Source organism: Bacillus sp. (in: firmicutes), from assembly GCF_031983925.1.
Lineage (GTDB): Bacteria > Bacillota > Bacilli > Bacillales > Bacillaceae_G > Bacillus_A > Bacillus_A pacificus.
This window is the reverse complement of record NZ_DALYZR010000011.1, coordinates 91485-109905: the sequence shown is the minus strand read 5'-3', so window position 1 is coordinate 109905 and position 18421 is coordinate 91485. Positions and strand designations below refer to the sequence as shown.

Annotated in this window: 15 protein-coding genes; 13 read left to right on the top strand and 2 right to left on the bottom strand. The window is 30.0% G+C overall.

The window, feature by feature from the left end; all coding sequences use genetic code 11:
• Window positions 1-61: 61 nt before the first annotated feature.
• Window positions 62-268: a Blp family class II bacteriocin gene (locus RTP99_RS23245; RefSeq protein WP_000764228.1), complete on the bottom strand. Its 207-nt coding sequence runs from the start codon at window positions 266-268 to the stop codon at window positions 62-64.
• Window positions 269-510: 242 nt separating this feature from the next.
• Between RTP99_RS23245 and RTP99_RS23240 the strand changes: the two genes are divergently transcribed.
• The 4 genes from RTP99_RS23240 to RTP99_RS23225 are packed head-to-tail and all read left to right on the top strand — an operon-like array spanning window position 511 to window position 5051.
• The gene (locus tag RTP99_RS23240) at window positions 511-2730 is read left to right on the top strand and encodes a peptidase domain-containing ABC transporter (protein WP_000473021.1); all 2220 of its coding nucleotides are present in this window, start codon (window positions 511-513) and stop codon (window positions 2728-2730) included.
• Window positions 2723-4036: a putative HlyD family type I secretion protein gene (locus RTP99_RS23235; RefSeq protein ID WP_000041333.1), complete on the top strand. Its 1314-nt coding sequence runs from the start codon at window positions 2723-2725 to the stop codon at window positions 4034-4036. The genes RTP99_RS23240 and RTP99_RS23235 overlap by 8 nt, the downstream gene beginning before the upstream one ends.
• A 41-nt stretch (window positions 4037-4077) precedes the next feature.
• Window positions 4078-4758: a hypothetical protein gene (locus tag RTP99_RS23230; protein WP_000710529.1), complete on the top strand. Its 681-nt coding sequence runs from the start codon at window positions 4078-4080 to the stop codon at window positions 4756-4758.
• Window positions 4759-4778: 20 nt separating this feature from the next.
• Window positions 4779-5051 carry a hypothetical protein gene (locus RTP99_RS23225; RefSeq protein ID WP_000181339.1) on the top strand — a complete coding sequence of 91 codons (273 nt, stop codon included), beginning with the start codon at window positions 4779-4781 and terminating at the stop codon, window positions 5049-5051.
• 177 nt (window positions 5052-5228) lie between these two features.
• On the opposite strand, the gene RTP99_RS23220 is transcribed toward RTP99_RS23225, so the two are convergent.
• On the bottom strand, window positions 5229-5693 hold the full coding sequence (locus RTP99_RS23220; protein ID WP_000273928.1) for a hypothetical protein: 465 nt from the start codon (window positions 5691-5693) through the stop codon (window positions 5229-5231).
• 242 nt (window positions 5694-5935) lie between these two features.
• On the opposite strand from RTP99_RS23220, the gene RTP99_RS23215 reads away from it, so the two are divergent.
• The 9 genes from RTP99_RS23215 to RTP99_RS23175 all read left to right on the top strand — a co-directional run bounded on the left by RTP99_RS23215 (window position 5936) and on the right by RTP99_RS23175 (window position 18390).
• A complete protein-coding gene (locus RTP99_RS23215) occupies window positions 5936-6436 on the top strand; it encodes a DUF4652 domain-containing protein (protein ID WP_000284451.1) in 501 nt (166 codons plus the stop codon).
• A gap of 245 nt (window positions 6437-6681) precedes the next feature.
• Complete coding sequence (locus RTP99_RS23210; protein ID WP_001129156.1) at window positions 6682-7521, top strand: heteromeric transposase endonuclease subunit TnsA; 840 nt, start codon at window positions 6682-6684, stop codon at window positions 7519-7521.
• Entirely contained in the window at window positions 7490-9640 is a 2151-nt protein-coding gene (locus RTP99_RS23205; RefSeq protein WP_011039911.1) for a Mu transposase C-terminal domain-containing protein, read from the top strand. The genes RTP99_RS23210 and RTP99_RS23205 overlap by 32 nt, the downstream gene beginning before the upstream one ends.
• A gap of 14 nt (window positions 9641-9654) precedes the next feature.
• Window positions 9655-11289 (top strand): AAA family ATPase, encoded by a 1635-nt coding sequence (locus RTP99_RS23200; RefSeq protein WP_225991119.1) that lies wholly within the window; start codon window positions 9655-9657, stop codon window positions 11287-11289.
• A complete protein-coding gene (locus RTP99_RS23195; protein WP_000955035.1) occupies window positions 11283-13133 on the top strand; it encodes a TnsD family Tn7-like transposition protein in 1851 nt (616 codons plus the stop codon). Before RTP99_RS23200 ends, RTP99_RS23195 begins: the two co-directional genes overlap by 7 nt.
• A 28-nt stretch (window positions 13134-13161) precedes the next feature.
• Window positions 13162-14994, top strand: coding sequence for a TnsD family Tn7-like transposition protein (locus RTP99_RS23190; protein WP_000881882.1), 1833 nt, complete (start codon window positions 13162-13164; stop codon window positions 14992-14994).
• Window positions 14995-15308: 314 nt separating this feature from the next.
• The gene (locus tag RTP99_RS23185) at window positions 15309-16628 is read left to right on the top strand and encodes a hypothetical protein (RefSeq protein ID WP_001103054.1); all 1320 of its coding nucleotides are present in this window, start codon (window positions 15309-15311) and stop codon (window positions 16626-16628) included.
• Window positions 16629-16649: 21 nt separating this feature from the next.
• Complete coding sequence (locus RTP99_RS23180) at window positions 16650-17297, top strand: hypothetical protein (RefSeq protein ID WP_000479526.1); 648 nt, start codon at window positions 16650-16652, stop codon at window positions 17295-17297.
• Window positions 17266-18390 carry a hypothetical protein gene (locus RTP99_RS23175; RefSeq protein WP_000924690.1) on the top strand — a complete coding sequence of 375 codons (1125 nt, stop codon included), beginning with the start codon at window positions 17266-17268 and terminating at the stop codon, window positions 18388-18390. Before RTP99_RS23180 ends, RTP99_RS23175 begins: the two co-directional genes overlap by 32 nt.
• The last annotated feature ends 31 nt before the right edge of the window (window positions 18391-18421 follow it).

Genomic DNA, 18421 nt, shown 5'->3' with positions numbered 1-18421 from the left:
TAAAAGTTCTTTTTCTGTAAGTGTCTCTAAGTTCATAATATGATTCTCCTTTTATTTTTTATTAGCAACCAGCAATTCCGCCAGCAACGCCGCCAGCTAAAGCACCTACGCCGCTACCGTAAATTACAGCAGGACCAAATTCCCAAGTGTAGCTAGCTCCTGTTAGGAATCCACCGACTGCGCCAGAAGCGATACCTGCTACACATTTACCAGCTCCACCAGCTGAAATTTCTAAAAGTTCTTTTTCTGTAAGTAATTCTAATTTCATAATGATTCATACCCCTTATTATTATATTTTTGATTATTACACGTAATTAATTAGTTAATATTATAAAAATGTTATTATTACTATTGTTTAATCGCGATATAACAATCATGGTTTTTATAATAACACTTATTTCCAGGAATGATAGATAATATGCAAAATTACATATTATCTATTTTTTTATTATATTTAGATATAATATTTAACTTGTCATATTTAAATATTAAGGAAATGAGGCTACGATTTTGTTCAAAAAAGAGTTTTTTTGTATTAGGCAACAGGATTTAAAAGATTGTGGTCCAGCATGTCTAGCGATGATTTCTCGCCATTATGGGTTTACTACTTCTATTTCAAAGATTAGAGAAGTGGCTGGTACAGATTTAGCGGGAACAAATATTAAAGGTTTGATGGAGGCTGGTGAAAAACTAGGGTTTGAAGTAAAAGCTGTAAAAGCAACAAAACCCGAAGATTTAAAAGAAATTCCATTACCTTCAATTGCTCATGTTGTAGTCAATGGTGGTTTGTTACACTATGTAGTAATTCATAAGGTTAAAGATAATAAAATTTATATTGCTGATCCAGAAAAGGGATTGGTTACGTACTTGTTAGAAGAATTCTGCCAAATGTGGACAGGTATTCTTGTATTAATGTCTCCTGGACAAAATTTTCAAAAAGGAAAAGAATCAAAGGGAACATTTTCACGATTTCTCTTATTATTAAAACAACAAAAAAATTTATTAATACCATTGTTTTTTGCTTCTATTTTCTTTAATTTATTTGGGTTATTGGGAGCATTTTATTTTAAGTTTTTAATTGATGATATAGTGGCAAATCAATTGATACAGACACTTCATATTGTATCAATTGGAATTATTATATTGTATATATTTAAGATACTTCTTTCTTATTTTCGCACTCATTTAATCCTATATTTAAGTAGAAGAATAGATATTCATTTAATGCTTGGGTACTATCGTCATGTTGTAGGATTACCAATGAATTTCTTTGAAACAAGAAAAGTGGGCGAAATTATTTCTCGATTTATGGACGCAAGTAAAATACGAGATGCTTTGTCAACCATAACAGTTACTTTAATGATTGATACATTAATGGTTACAATAGGAGCTGTTTTGTTATATATCCATAGCCCCATTTTATTTGGTGTGACTTTATTATTAATACCTTTCTATATTGGTATTATTTTTGCCTTCCATAAGCCATATCAATCCATTAATCGCAAAGAAATGGAAAGTAATGCGAAATTAAATTCCTATTTAGTGGAATCTTTAAATGGAATTGCAACTGTAAAATCTTATAACGCAGAAAAAGAAGTGTTTTTTCAAACTGAAAGTCGTTTTATTAATCTATTAAGGCATGTATTTAAAAGAGGAATGCTATCCAATTTACAAGGTTCTATTAAAATGGGACTTGAATTAATTGGTGGAACTATCATCCTTTGGGTTGGTTCCATGCAAGTATTAAAAGGAAATATGACGATAGGTGAGTTAATTACATATAATGCACTTTTAGTATATTTTTTAAATCCAATTGAAAATTTGATTGGTATTCAGCCTACCATGCAATCTGCACTAGTTGCTGGAGAACGATTAAATGAAATTTTTGATTTAGATCAAGAAAAAAATGAAAAAGAGGATAATAAAGTATCTCCTAAAAAATTATCAGGTAAAATCCAATGTTCAAATGTTACATTTCGTTATGGAACACGTAAAAATGTACTAAATAACATAAGTTTTTCAATTGAATCAGGTAGTCAAGTAGCATTTGTAGGAGAGAGTGGATCAGGTAAAACAACCATTTCAAAACTATTAATGCATTATTATGAATCCCAACAAGGAAATATATATTATGATGATTATCATATCAAAGAGATAAGCCGTACTGCATTGCGTGATCGAATTGCATATGTCTCTCAAGAGTCATTCTTCTTTAGTGCTTCTATTTATGAGAATTTGTGTTTTGGTTTAGCACGACCAGTTACTTTAGAGGAGGTTATACACGTATGTAAGCAAGCTTGTATACATGAGTTTATCAGTGAATTACCGTTACGTTATGAAACTCTCTTAGAAGAAAATGCGTCAAATTTATCTGGTGGACAAAGACAACGTTTGGCAATTGCAAGAGCGTTATTAAAACAACCAGATATCTTAATTTTAGATGAAGCGACAAGTAATTTAGATTCTACAACTGAAAAACATATTACGGATATGTTAAAGAAGTTGGGGTTACAAGGAGTTACTGTAATTATGATTGCGCATCGATTAAGTACAATCCAGCATGCAAATCAAATTTTCGTGATGGAACAAGGAAATATTAAAGAGCAAGGCGCTCATGAAGAATTATTATTCCATAAAGGAGAGTATTACCGTTTGTGGAAGAATCAAACTGTTCATATAGAACACATAGAATCTCAATCTTATGCAATGCGAGGTGTCCAAGATGAGTAAGCTTTATTCGTTTGATCAATTAATTGATAGTAAGGAATTATTAGAACGAAAACCACCTCGTTTTATTGCTGGATTAATTGTTTTTCTTTTGATGAGCTTATTTGTTTTCTTAATCTGGGCTTATGTCAGTAAGATAGATATTGTAAGTAAGGGAACAGCAATGATACAAGGAAAATCAGATGTAAGTGTGTCTCGTACTCAAATTGTAGGTGTGATTGATACGGTTGCTGTTAAGCCTGGTGATGAAGTGAAAAAAGGAAATATTTTAATTCAATTAAAAAATCAGGAATTAACAGATAAGCAAAGTCAGATGAATCAAATTGTGGAACATTTAGAAAAACAAAAAGGGATGTTAGAACAGTTGAAAGAGAGTATCCAGTCCCATAAATCTTCTTTTCTTGATGATGTGGATAAAAAAATAAGAGAAGAATATCAGGCTTATGATCAAAGATATCAATCTATACAAAATGAAAAAGACAATGAAATAAAAACAATAGAAAATAGTAAAATTTCAAGCGAACAAGATGAAGTTTTACAAGGATTAATTGCAGAAAACGAAAATATCCAAAGAGAAATAGACATAATTGAAAAACAAAAGACAAAAGAAAATATATTAGAAGAACAAAAACAAGTAATAGATGATAAAAAAGGAAATTTAGAATCCCAAAAAAATAGTGTGGAAAAGCGTATTCAACAACGAAAAGAAACTTTAGAACATGAAAGAACAAAAGTGGATGTTACTAAAGAAGGAAAGCAAGTACAAAAGAAAGATGCTTTAAAACAATATAAAGAAGAATCTATAATTTCAGTGAATCAACGTATTCAATCCCTAGAACAGGAACTATTTATTAAAAAGCAAGAGTTAGATGGACTGCGTCATCAAAATGAAACGACAATTATAAAAGCAGAAAAAGACGGGATTGTACAATTTCCTGCCATCTTACAACAAGGGGATTTAATTAATCCCGGCCAAGAAATTGTTTCGATTATCCCAAAAGAAGAGCAAAAAAAAGTAAGAATCTTATTACCAGCTCAAGAGATAAAAGGAATAAAAAAAGGAGATAAAGTACAATATTCGTTTAAGTTACAGAAAACGGATAAACAAATGGGACAAATAACATATGTATCAGCATATCCTACTTTTGATAAAAATACGAAGGGGTATATGTATGAACTAGAAGCCACAATTGATACAAAAGATTTACAAGAACTACATATAGGAATGGTTGGTAGAGCTTCTGTCATTACAGGAGAAGAACCAGTATGGAAATTTATTTTAAGAAAATTAGATTTTATTTCTAATTGAAATAGTTAGAAATAAAATCATATAAGGAGATATAATTAAGTATGAAAAAGTGTTTTTCTATTGTAATCATGTTGATTTTATTAATGAGTTCTTTTCCTTTATCTGTTACATATGCAAAGGAAAAAAACATCACTTTAAGCAATATTGAGCAAATGTCTAGTGTTTTTAATGATAATACTAGTCTAGGAGAAAAAATCAGCTATATTAGAAATAGTGATTTGAATAATTGGTCAGTTAAAGAAATGAACCAGGCCCTAGATAAAATAGATAATTTAAATCTGAGTATAATGGAACGAGCAAGTTTAAAGAGAGAGGTAATACGTTCTTCAGGATTTTCTAATTTTGATTTTAAAGAAACAAATTCTGATGTATTAGCATTTAAGGAATTAAAAATAGAAATTATAGAGACTGATCAGTTACTTACTTTATATAGAAGAAGCAAGGCTGGTGAACCGGGATCTAAATATGGTCTGGGTTATTGGTGGGGAGATAAAGAAAGAAATATTGAAGAAACTAGAAATGAGTTAGCCGTATTAGAAGCTTGGGGAAATCCCCTTAATATACAATATAAAATCAAGGTACCTAAAGGGACAAGAATACTTAAAGGATTTACAGCTGCTCAAACTCAATATCTTAAAGGGACAAGTATAATTCAAGAATATAGAGAAGGTGGAGCTATGCAATACTGGATTAATAAGATAGATAACAGTTGGTTACAATAAAAAATTATTAGGAGGATAACATGACAAATCATCATGAATTTATATGTTTAGCTCTAGATTGTGAGCGTATTATAAAACAAAACATTCCTAGTAATCCCGACGATGTGAAAAGATATCATTTAATGTTAAACGAACTTAAAGGATTAAGAATGACCATAGAATCAAACCAATTAAATGACAAGTTGTATTATTTATCAATTACACAGATGCTTGAAAAAAATGATCCGGAAGAAGTATTACAAGCTGTTTTAAAACTAAATACATTTTATTGTAACTACTATCAAAATGTATAAAAATATTAACTCAATAAATTCGAGCCTATATTATTAAAGATAATATGACTCATAGTGGAAGGCACCCGGAAGGGTGCCTTTTCTTTGTAAAAAATACATCTAATAAGAAATATAGTCTAAACGTACAATTTTCTTTTTTTGATATGGTGACTCCTATTAATAAATTATAGCCGTTTTTTAGTAAGGTATTGAGTTGTTAACTACTTCAACAAATTCTTTAAATTCATTATCTGTGAAGTAGTAAAATAATTCTTCTATAACATAGTATGTATCTTTAGAGTCTTTAACAATTAAATCCACTCGATTCAAGCTATTAATAGAGTTTCGAATTACAGTTTTCCTGATAGCCGTTTCTTTTGAGATAGTAGGGATATCTACTTTAACTTTTCCTGTTTTATTGAGGTATGCATCTTTGCATAAATACGCATAGATAATTAAATCAATGCCACTTATATTACCCATCAGTTCTTCTGTGAAGACAGGTGAAGGTACAAAAAAATAACTTTGGTTTTCATAATCTTGAAATTGTATTTTGGTACCTTTTTTTATTGTTTTATTAAAATGTTCATATAAAAGGGAGTGAAGTGTTTCTGTATCTGTATTTAAATCGAAGAATCCTATAGGTAATTTACTAAAATACATAATAACATCCTTTCTTTGTAGACTATAGTCTACGGTATTGTATCATGATACAATGGATTTGTAGATAATACTTACAAATATATTGTGAATTACCATAAAAATACACCAGTTATCTGATATAAAGGAGGTGGTTATTGATTAAATATAGATGAATAAAATAAAAAGATAGTGGTAGATTTCCAAAACTTATTTTGTAAAATTAAGATGTTAAATTTTGTTTTGAGGGAGAGCGGAAGGAAGGTATGTATCAATTAAAATATAGGCGTTCAAATAACCGTATAGAATTAATTACAGAGTATGGTGAAAAAAAGTTACTAAATGATAGCATTTCCTCAAAACCAACTATTTCACCAGGGGGATTAAAAGCTATATATTTATCACCTTGCGAATGGGAAAGTATCACCAAATTGTATCTCTTTGATTTAAGGAATGGTGATAATATTCAATTAATAGGTGATATAGATGGAGCATATATGCCGAAAGGGGCAATATGGATAGATAACTCATATCTTGCACTTATTATTGGTTTTGGCACTTTCAGTGATGGAGGAAATGTGTATCTTTATAATTTAATGGATAGTCAATTGATTAAAATAACTGATTGGAATCAAAGAAAACAAGTAGTAAAGCTAGAATATAATAGTGGTTTCTTAAAGTGTAAAGGTATTGAGTATTTAAGTGACATGATGGAGGAATATATAGAATTTAAGGAGATATTAGATATAAATTTATATACTTTATAAAATTATAAGGTTTTTAGAGTTTTATAAAGAAGAATGAAAGTACAACAAATGTTTGGTTATAGGTACATTAGAAAAATATAGAGAATAATACAGCTTTTTTGTTTCGTTATTGGTTCTAAAAAAGCATTGAATAGTTTGAAGCAGAAATACCAAATGAGATAAATAGTATTTTAGAAGGATTCTATGTATTATGCACATAAAAATATTCCATACTAGAAATGATAAAATTTTTAAGGAGGGTAGAGATGGCCAAACGAAAAAATGAATGGACAGAAAAAAGAATAGAAAAATACATAAGAGAAGGTAGGGGACATGGGGAAGGAGGTGATTATAAACCTTGGTTAACGATACAAAATCTATCTTCTAATGGTAATGAAACTCGTCCTAAGGGTTGGAAAACAAAAAGACAACATGAATTTCTTTCTAATTTAGAAAGGGATTATTTTTTTATCTTGGAATGGGCAGATAATATTATTGATATCAGAGAACAATTCCCTTTAGATCGGGAGCTTACATATCAAATTGCTGTAGAAAAAGGTATATCACATCCTATTGATCCAAAGAATAAAACACTAATTGTAATGACTACAGATTTTTTATTGACGATTCATAAGGAGAAAGAAATTAAATATATAGCTAGAACCGTAAAATCAAGTAAGGAATTAGAAGATAAGAGGGTAATTGAAAAGTTTGAGATTGAAAGGGAATATTGGAAAAGGAAAAATATTGATTGGGGTATTGTAACGGAAAAGGATATTCCTGCAGAAATGGCAGATAATATTTTTTGGCTTCATAAGTCTTATTATGTAGAGGATATAAGGGACGTGAGCTTTATTAAGCTTCTTCTTAAATCTCTTATGAACACTTCGTCTAATACCCCCCTAATTGATGCTCTTAATCAATTTGATAATCAGTATAATTTGGATCAGGGACAAGCTATGGTTTATTTTAAGCATTTAGTAGCTAGAAAATATATATTTATAGACATATTAACAAAAAGGGTTAATCTAAGAAATCTGAATATTAAGGGTTTAGTTTTTACAAAAGGGGAGTATGAGGTCTGTGATTATGCTATCAGTAAATGAAGTATTTCAGGATGTAGATAGTTCAAAGGTATATAGGGTACTTTGGATTGATGATGGAAATGTAATCGCATATTTAATTGATATATATCATGACAATGCTCTGCCTTTTGGAGAGGGTATGAAAAATCTTTTTGATGGTTTCGTGAGTGGTAGATTTTCAAAAGTAGTAGCACCTAACCTTATTTCAGTTATAGCATGTGAAGAGTTGAGTGAAAAGGAGATTTTGATTAGAGATAAAGCATGGAATAAGATTAAGGAATTAGTTAAGAGAGAACCGGAAATTTATAAGAGGAAAGAAAGAGGGAAATTAATTAAGGGAATAATAGGCCAACAAGATGTCTCTAATAAGACAATTTATAAGTATTTAAAGAGATATTGGCAACGTGGAAAAGTGAAGGATGCATTAATCCCTGATTATAAAAATTGTGGCAATAAGGGAGTTGAAAAAAATTGGGGGGAGAATAAGACTGGTAGACCACGAACGAGAAATAGTACGGGTATAAATGTGACGCCAGAAATTCAACAACTGTTTGAAAAGGCTGTTCAAAATTATTATTTTGTAAATCCGGATAATACGTTAACGCATACTTATAAGATGATGATTAGGAAAGCCTTTCAAGTGGATACTTACTATGAGGATGGGATAAATTACACTATTATCGAGGATGAAAATAATATTCCTACACTTCGGCAATTTCGTTATTGGTTTAATAAGAGATATGGGACAGAAGAAATTATTTCATCAAAGTATGGAAGGAAAAAATTCGAGCGAGATCATAGGGCAATTTTAGGTTCTTCATCCTTTGAAGTATTTGGTCCAGGTTCTAGATATCAAATTGATGCTACAAAGGCTAATGTATATATAGTATCTAGGTATAATTCAGATTGGGTTTTAGAGAGACCGACGGTTTATTATGTTACAGATGTATATACTCATTTAATAGCAGGATTTTATGTAGGATTAGAAAGTCCATCTTGGCTGGGTATGATGATGGCTCTTCTTAATGCAACCACAAATAAGAAAGTGTTTTGTGAGAAATATGGTATTCATATTACAGAAGATTGTTGGCCGGCAGCTCATTTACCTGAAGTTATTTTAGGAGATCGAGGAGAATTAGAAGGATTTAATGTTAATCACTTAATACAAGGTCTTAATGTTACAGTTGAGAACAATCCAGCCTATCGTCCAGATTGGAAAGGGATTGTGGAGAAATTGTTTGATATATCACAAGAAAAAATACGTCCTTTTTTACCTGGTTATGTAGCAAAAGATTGGGGGAAGAGAGGGGCTAAAGATCCACGCTTACAAGCGAAATTAAATATAGAGCAATATACAAAAATTATCATTCGTTTTATTTTACATTACAACAAAAATTTCTATATGAAAGACTATATACGAGATTCGGATATGATAATGGATGATGTGAAACCAACTCCTATCGAATTATGGAAATGGGGTATTAAAAATCGTGCTGGAAAGTTACGAATTGTGCAACCTGATATCATGAAGTTTTATTTAATGCCTAGAGGGAGTGCTACGGTAACGGCAAAGGGAATTCGATTTCAAAAAATGCTATATAGTTGTGAAACAGCATTGCAAAATTCATGGTTTGCTATTGCTAGAACAAAGAAAAGTTGGAAGGTAGATATTTCTTTTGATCCTCGTGATATGAATCAGATTTATATTCATACAAAGGATGAAAGAATATTTGAAACATGCAATTTACTAGAACATCAAGAGAGATATAAAGATAAATCAATTGAGGAAGTTGAACAGTTGCATAAAGTAGAAAGTGAAAAATTCAAGGAAGAAGAGCATGTTTTGTTACAAAATGACATTAATCTTTTTGATAGTATAGAGTCTATTGTCAATGAAGCAATCAAAGAAGCAGATGAGAAACAAACGGTAAATTTTAGCGAATCAAAAAACATAGAGAAAATAAAAGAACATACCAAATTTGAAAAAGAAATGAGAAGAAAGGAAGAAGCGTTTAAATTAGACGATATGAAAAATGGTGTTCCACAAAATGTAATTTCGGTAAATGAAAATCAAAAAAATATATATGATCGTCATTCAGTTAAAGATTTGTTTAATAAGCGTAGAGGAGGGAAAAAATGAGTCAGAACCCCGACATGGTTCAATTAGAAAATGGGACATACGCCTTACTTGCTAGTTATAAAGAACAACAGTTAGTTGAATATCAAGGAAATCCTTTAATTGAAGCACTACCCCCTATACTCTCCTATGAAGAAGCATTTGATCAACTTAGTTTTTTTCCTGAGTATCATGAAAAAGAAAAAAACTTATCTGAGCATCATCGTTACCACGCCCTGTTACGATTAACCCGTTTTTTTCAGCCAATTGGACAAACGTTAGATTTAGAGAGAAGGTTTTCTCGTTTTTTACGTTATGGATATGTTAATCGGAATCCATTACAAAAACAGCATATTCAAGCTTTAAATGAGTTACATCAAAAGTTGGTGAAAAAAGAAGAGTTAGGTTTATCACCAGATATAAGAGCAACAGCTTCTAGTTTTACTTTGATGGGATTTTCTGGTGTTGGAAAGTCTACAGCTATAGAGAGGGTTCTTTCATTATATCCACAGCTAATTGTTCATCAATATCCCATTAATACAATTCAAATTGTCTGGCTAAAATTAAACTGTCCACATGATGGATCATTAAAATCTTTATGTCAAAATTTTTTTGAAAAGATAGATACATTAATTGGAACAAATTATTTACATAAATACGGTAAGTCACATATTTCAGTCAGCTCAATGGTAACAAGGATGGGGCAGATTGCACGGTTGCATTGTGTCGGAGCCGTAATTATTGATGAGATACAGCACCTTTTATCAACAAAGGGAGATGCCTCTGAAAAGATGATGAATTTCTTTGTGACACTTATTAATGAAATTGGTATACCTGTTATGATGATTGGGACAATGAGAGCAAGAGCAATTTTACAGAAGGATTTTAGGCAGGCACGTCGTGGAAGTGGACAAGGAGATATGATTTGGCAACAAATGGATAACTCAGAAGATTGGGAAGTGTTACTTACAAGTATTTGGGATTATCAGTGGACAAAAGAATATGTCGAACTTAATCAAGAATTGATTAAGCTAATTTATGAGGAGAGTCAGGGAATTATTGATATAGCTATAAAGATTTTTATATTGGCACAGGGGAGAGCAATTGAAACAAGCACAGAGAAAATTTCAATAGAATTAATAAAAAAAGTAGTAAAAGAAGATTTGAAACTTGTTCAGCCAATGTTGAAAGCACTTAAATCTGGAGTAGAGTCAGAAATTGCAAAGTATGAAGATATTATTGCCTTAGATATAAAAGAATACATGTTAAATAAAATACCAGTAATTGATATGAGAGCCAGGATTCAAGCTCAAAAGGAAAAAATTAAAAAAGATAGTGAAGCAAATGAATCAAGTAAGTTAGAAAAGTTAATTTTATCCCTTATTAATTTAGATGTAAATGAAAAGCATGCAGAAAAGATAGCTAAAAGAGTACTGAATAAACTTCCAAATTTAACGATTGCAGAACTAATGAAAGAAGCTTTGAAGTGTATTAATGAATGTGAAACTGACAAGAGAAAGAAAAATAATAAGGCATTGAATATGAATATGTTACAGCTTCTCATTAATAAAGGAAAGAAGACCAAACAATCGGCTTATGAAGCATTATATGATAACGGTTATATTAAAAAACCATTAGAAGAATCTTTTTATGAGGAAGAGAGATTATGTTGACATTTTTTCCAAATTTATATGAAGAAGAATTATTGTATGGCGCATTGACTAGATATCATAACCGTTCGTGTAATAAGGAATTTAAAGATACGTTAAGGGATTTATATGGTGATACGCGAACATATATTATGCCAGATTTAATACCAGATTTAAAAGTTTTACAAAATAGGCTTAAATATTTTAATCAATTTAATATTAATGATTGTTGGGAACAGCATACATTCTTTCATTATTATACAAATTTTTTGAATGCTGAGGTTCGTAATAAGGTAAAAAAAGCAATATTAAGTAATGAGCAGGGAGTAAATGTGTATTATCAAATTGGTTATATAACAAGTACAGTAAAGGAATCTCCATATTTTCGGTTTTGTGCACAATGTTTACAAGAAGATTTACAGGGATATGGAGAAACTTATTGGCGTGTTTATCAACAATTGCCAAGTGTTTTTGTTTGCTTAAAGCATAGATGTTTACTTCAAGAGAGCTCTGAACAATTTCGGACAGGGGGTTCAACCCTTGTTGCACCATTAGATACAGTCCATATGAAGAGAACGATAAACAATAACGATCATGATTGGTCTAAACAAGAAATGGAACATTTAATTTATATCGCTAAACAAAGCCGAAAATTAGTAAACACAGACTATCTATACGATTTGAATAAATTACAGAAAGGCTATCGATATTTGTTACAAAAAAGGGGGTATGTTTCAGTTAAGGGCAACGTAAAACAAGGTAAATTAGCGCGGGATTTTATTTCATATTTTGGGGAGAAAATACTGCATTGTATGCAGTCAATGTTGAAATCTGATGAGAGTTGTTGGTTAAAAGCTATTACTAGGAAACACAGAAAGTCTTTTCATCCAATTAGACATATATTATTGATTTATTTTTTAGAAGAGTCAGTTGACAGTATTAGTAACTATAGTCAAGAATCTTATAAGCCTTTTGGAAAAGGGCCATATCCATGTTTAAATCCTGCTACTCAACATTATCTTCAACCAGTAATTAAGGAAGTGAAAATTTCAAGATGTAGTAGAACAAAACGACCCATAGGAACTTTTGGTTGTACTTGTGGTTTTATATATTCTCGTAAAGGGCCCGATAAATTTGAAGAAGATAAAATGAAAATTAGTCGTATTAAATCATTCGGATATTATTGGAAAGAAAGATTGCATGAGTATATTTTTATTCAAAACTTAAGTTATCGTGAGTGTGCTAGAAGACTAAAGGTAGATGTAAAGACTGTCATTAAGTACTCTAAAGATATGTTATCTAATAGCAAGAAAATGCAAGAGAACAACTTGTTAGATAAATGGAAGGATGAATGGAAAAGTTTAATGAATAAAAATTCTGATATGACGAAAACCGAATTAAGAAATCTTTATCCTAACTTGTATATGCGTTTATATCGCAATGATAAAGATTGGTTGAGGGAATATTCCCCTAAGCTAAAGAAAAGAGTGAAGGTGCAGAATAGAATAGATTGGGGACAGAGAGATATGGATATTGTAGAAGAAGTAAATATAGCAATCAAATCTCTTATGAATGCAGAAAAACCAATCCGCTTAACGATCGGGAGGATAGGAAGGGAAATAAAGAAGTCATCCCTATTAGAAAAAAAGCTCAATAAATTGCCTTTAACAAGAAAGTTATTACACTCAGTTACTGAATCAGTTATTGAGTTTCAAAAGCGCAGAATTGAATGGGTCTTTGAACAACTTATAAAAAAAGAAGATGATTTAGCTTATTGGAAAGTTTTAAGAATGGTAGGATTAAGAGCTGATATTGATAAGAGTTTACAAGATGAAATATTGGCACGTATCCATAGAAAAAATGGCTAAAATGTATTAGTCATAAGGAGGAGATTATTTGTTAGCTTATTTTCCTTATTTATATGAGAATGAGCTTATCTATAGTGTGTTTGCGCGTTACTATAATCATACAGGGAATCCAAGTAAGAAGTTGAATATAAGAAGAAAAGAGTTGATTCCAGGAAAGAGCTGGACAATTAGCCCGCATTTACCGACCTCTTTAAACAGCCTAGCGAAGCAGCTACATATATTTTTATATCCCTCTGTAGATGATTGGATAAAAAGAAATACGATGTATTACTACTATACTAATTTTTTTAGCAAAGTAATAAAGAAAAAGGTATGGGATATTATGTTAAACGGGGGGAACGTAAATATAAAAAGTTTGATGGGATCGAGGGTATATCCTACACTAGAAAACCAATACTTTAGATACTGTCCAAGTTGTATAGTTAATGATTATGAAAGATATGGGGAAACATACTGGAGGTTAAATCATCAAATACCCGGTGTCTTCATTTGCGAGAAGCATGAAACTTATTTGTTAAATAGTTCTGTGGTATGCAAGTATACAAATTCACAATATTTAGAAGCGGCTAGTATAGAAAATTGTCCAATAACAAAAGAGTGTGTGAATTTTTCTGATAAAACTAAAAATCATCTTAAACAGATAGCTCAAGAAAGTTTTTTCCTTGCTAATGAAGAATATGAGTTCGAAGATTTATATCAAATATATCGTTCTTTGTTAATGCAAAAAGGATATATAGATAATAATGGTTTAATTAATAGATACATTTTATATAGGGACTTTCTTGAATTTTATGGTGAAGAGTTATTAGTTCTTATGAATTCGACAATAGAAGATAGCGCTAGATGTTGGCTCATTAAGATGATTAGAACTTATTATAATTCTTTTCACCCTATTCGACATTTATTATTAATTATTTTTTTGGGGAAATCTGTAAAGCAGTTACCTAAGCATAATAAGAAATTAATAACTCCTTTTGGAGAAGGACCATATATTTGTTTAAATAAAGCAGCCGAACATTATGGTGAATCAGTAATAAGAAGTATGAAAATAAAAAAATTTAAAGGTCAAATAAAAGGTATCTTTGAATGTGAATGTGGCTTTAGCTATTCTAAATTAGTGCCGGATCATATAGGAGATGAAAAAGATTATTGGAAAATCGAACGATATGGAAATGTTTGGATAAATAAGGTGTATGAATATAAGTATGTAAAGAAATTGTCAGTACCTGAGATATCAAGACGTTTGGATGTAAGTGTAGGTAAAATATACTATTGTTTAAAACTTGATGTACATTATGAGGAAAAGCAAGAAGAATTAAAGCAGCTAAATAGAAAAAAATATTTAAAGTTAAAGGAAAAACACCCAGATTTCTTAATTTCTCATTTTAAAAAAGTTAATCAAAATTTAATTAATTGGTTATATAAGCATGACAGGGATTGGCTAATGAATAATAAGCCAAATATTAAACGCAAGCACAACAATGTTTATAGGGAAGTAAATTGGCTGGAGAAGGATCAAGAATATTTGAATAGGGTTAAAAAAATTGCAGATGATCTTTATGGTCTTGAGCCCCCCGTAAGAGTCACAAAAAATCGTGTTGCAAAAGAGTTGGGTCTTAAGGGTTTTTCAGGTTATGAAGAAAAGACGCCAATAACTTTAGGCTATTTAAATGATCGGGCTGAAGATATTGAAGCTTTTCGGTTAAGAAGAATTAAATTTGTAATAAAGAAATTGCTTGAGGGAGGAGAGGTTTTAAGTAAAACTAAAATTAAGGAGCGTGCAAATGTACCAAAGCTATATTTTGTTAATAAAGATTTACAGGAAGAATTGAATGGGTTAAAAGAGAAATATAGCTTATAGGGTATTATAGGTATCTTGATAGTGAGCAATTGTACAAGAAGGTTATAATTCATAAAATGTAAATATTATGTATGTTGATAGGCACTTCATTATAATAATAATTTTATGTTCATCGTTAAAAGTATAACATTTATTACTTCAAAAAAGATTTGTAGTAGTAATAAGTATAGGTATTGATTGTAAATTTAGGAAGGTTCAATAAAGGAATTAATTGTTTTTTTTGGTATAATGAGTAGCGAGGCTTATAAAAAATATTAAAACATTGCAATGCTCATGAATTCTTAAATTGTAATGTACAGGGAGTGGAAATTGCCATGAATGTTAGTGGGATTTTAGAAAGAGTGTTTAATAAGATACCGAAAGAGCATGTTGCTAACATAATAGCTTTTAAGCGTCCAGGTTGGGAGCCAGAAAAAAAGAATTACAAGAAAAATGAAATTAAGGAAGAATTTCTAACTTTAACAGAACTAATTGAGGCTGATGAAGTAGAAGATTTTGTTGAAATGGCAGTAATGACTAAATCAATTGGATTACCAGCCTATACGTATAAAGTTAATCACTTGAATTTTTTAACGGAGGCTGAATCCGCTGTTTCAATTGAAAATGTAAATAACATGCCTTTCCAAGATAAATATCTAATATCAATTGAAGACATTGAACAAGGGGATTCAATGCTAAAGTTGACTGTTAGATTGAAAGAATATTCAGATTATTGGAGAAGAGGGGAACGTTGTCTAGATACCCTTTCTGCGGTTTATAGAATAAAAATTAGTTTGGATAAGAATGCAAGAGTGCTAACAATTTTCTCTGGAAATAACGAGGTACAAAGTGTAATTAAAGATTATTTTGGATTAGTGCTAAAATGGCCTATCCAAAGTTATAGAATTAGAGAAAATATAAATCAAATAAATCAAATTGGGAGTGCAAGCTTTAAAACAGCAGTTCTATTAGATTTCATTTTTACTCGTTTACATGAGCAAGGAATTTTTTCGCGTTTCAAAGAGATAAAATTTAATACGAAAAATAAAAAACATACAACAGACGGTATACGTAATATCACCATAAATGGTCGCAATTTATTATCTTCTCAATTAGCGTGTGAGTATATCACTTTAGGTAGTGATATTTTATCATTTAAAGTTGATATGACGTATAATGATGTGGATTTTACAACTTTATTTTCTTTAAAAGGAAAGGAAGAAGATATATTAAAAATCGTTGTAATCGATAGCGATGATGATATATTTAAACAACAAGTTATAGACATTATTCAATCTGAGTATATAGAATTATGTGGTGCTGGTCTCAAAAACGTTCAAGAAACTTCAAATTTATTGAAACAAATTTATGAAAAATTTATAAATGGGGATAGACTAGTTAATGAAGTAATTCAAAACAGTTCCTTACAAATCATTAAATCCATCTCCAGAAATCTAGAGAAATGGGATTTAGATGATGAAAATAATTTAGAGATGCTTTATAGTTTTTATGAAGAGAGTAAAGTTATTTTAGATTCGGTAGGATATGATGATACTAATGAAGATATTTTAAAAATTAAAGAATATATTGGTTATGATGAAGAAGAGAAGGAACAAGAACTTTCTGAAGATGAAGAAACAGCAATAGTAAAATAATAAAAATTGGGGAGTGATAGAATGTTTTTAATGGAAAAGGATTGTATATTGTATAGGGTAACTAACGATTTTCAAATAGATAAATTACATTCTATCACTCCAAAAAGAATTACTTATGATAAATATGATATTTCTTATATCAATAATCAAATTATAAGAATTTCGTATAAATGGTTGGATCCTATTAAGGTTCAAGAGAAAATAATATCAAGGGAACCTAAAAGTGTCGTTCTGATATATTTCGTGCAACGAAAAATTATTTGTTGTTTTGGAAGTTCAGAAAGTTATATAGGATTTGTCATAAGTAAGTTAGAAAAAAAATTAGCAACGCATCTAGAAAAGATAAATTTGTTTGATATATGTAAAAAGAAATACATTAATGAAGATAATTGGGAATCTGATTTAGTAAGCATATATTTATTACAAAAGAAACCAAATTCTTTTGACGATTATGAAAGCACGCGAGTGAAGAAAGTAAAAATCAAAGATATAGGTTCTGCAGAATTAAGAAAGCATCTTATAAATGGGGAAGTAACTAGTTTTACTTATTATTTTAATGAACGGAAAACATATTTTTATTTGGATAGCGAATCTGTAGTATCATTTCCTGATGTAGTAAAAGAAGAGGTCGTTTATCATGTTATTGAAAGCCTTAGTGATATTGTTTAAAGAGTGGAAATTATGGATTTTTTTCTTAATACCATTTGCATTGTTATTTTTCTTAGATTTAGGTAATGCTTATAATATTAAAGTTTATAATGATTATAAAGACCTTACCAATTTATTGAGTTGGTTATTTACTGGGATAATGTCACTAGTATCTTTCTCAGCTTTATTTATTGCATTCACATTTGAAAATAAATTAGTGACAGCTTCTAAAAGTTTAAAAAGAATTTTAAAGCCATATTCCTTAAATCGGGAAGATTTAAGAAATACATTGATTAACTACGAGAATAATTTGTCAGAAGATAAATTTTTAAGTGTACTGTATTATGTGTATTTAATTATTACCTTTTTTTCTATATTGGTTTGGGGAACGACACTTAAATTTTATAGAGGATTTGATTATGCGGAGGGATTTAGTTTATCTATAGGTACCTTTTTAAAAGTTGGTAGTGTAGCTTTTTTTGCTATAGTATGTTTAGCGTTGATGTTGATATCTATTGCACTAAAGCTAATTAGGATGAATAAAGATCCTTTAGGAAACGGATATTTACCTCAGATAGATGAGGTTTGTAATGTAGCTTATTTAATTGATAATAAAGCTGATATTATGGAGTTTTTTTCTTTGAATTTTCCAACCTTAGAATTTTATAAAAATCCTGCTTCTAAAACTTTTGAGCATGAGGTTACATTTAATTTACCGATTAAAGTTTCTAACTTTCAGTTTGTAATAAAGTTATATCAAAGCGAAGATAGAAAAGGAATTCTAACTTGTTTTGGAAATTTAGTGAATCAAATAAATAAAGCAGAAGTAGGGGAGACCTACACATGTATAGTCACTAATAAACTAAAAGAAGAAATATACAACACGCTGAATGAAAAAGATTGCTATGGAATATTAAAAATATATAATGAAGAAAAAAATGTAGTGGCTAAATATATACTCAAGAAACGAATAGAATCTGAATTTAATTTTTATTTTGAAATGGATAAGAAATTACTAACTAATTTAAGTGGTAATAAAGATAGAGATTATGCATTGATTGAAAGTATGCAGCATCATGAGGGAAAAGTAGTGGATTATCAATTAGAGATATGATTTCTTATGAAAACAAATTTAATGTTCAAAT